This window comes from Sphingobium sp. LMC3-1-1.1 (assembly GCF_040676285.1).
Classification (GTDB): Bacteria; Pseudomonadota; Alphaproteobacteria; order Sphingomonadales; family Sphingomonadaceae; genus Sphingobium.
Map to the genome: position 1 here is coordinate 1 of NZ_JBEGHQ010000068.1, position 359 is coordinate 359.

At 51.5% G+C, this 359-nt stretch carries 2 rRNA genes; both read left to right on the forward strand.

From position 1 onward, the window contains the following. Positions 1–131, forward strand: a 23S ribosomal RNA gene (locus tag MRBLMC3_RS21115); the annotation flags it as partial. Positions 132–251: 120 nt separating this feature from the next. Then, positions 252–359: ribosomal RNA gene (gene rrf / locus MRBLMC3_RS21120) — 5S ribosomal RNA — on the forward strand; the annotation flags it as partial.

Consider the following 359-nt stretch of genomic DNA (forward strand, 5'->3'; position numbering starts at 1 on the left):
CATCTAAGCGGGAAGCCTCCCTCAAGATAAGATTTCTTCGAGCGGTCGTAGACCACGACCTTGATAGGCCGGATGTAGAAGTGTGGTAACATATGGAGCTAACCGGTCCTAATTGCTCTGATCGCGCCTGAGAGTCCCACCATCAATGACAACACTGGATATTCCAGCAAACGTCAGCAAATGTGGTGATCAAACAGCCAGATAATCTGCACGGAAAACATCGATTAAAAAACGAAGCGCAAGCTCTATTGCTTGGTGACCATAGCGTCTGTGACCCACCCGATCCCTTCCCGAACTCGGACGTGAAACCAGTCTGCGCCGATGGTACTGTGGCTCAAGCCCCGGAAGAGTAGGGCGTC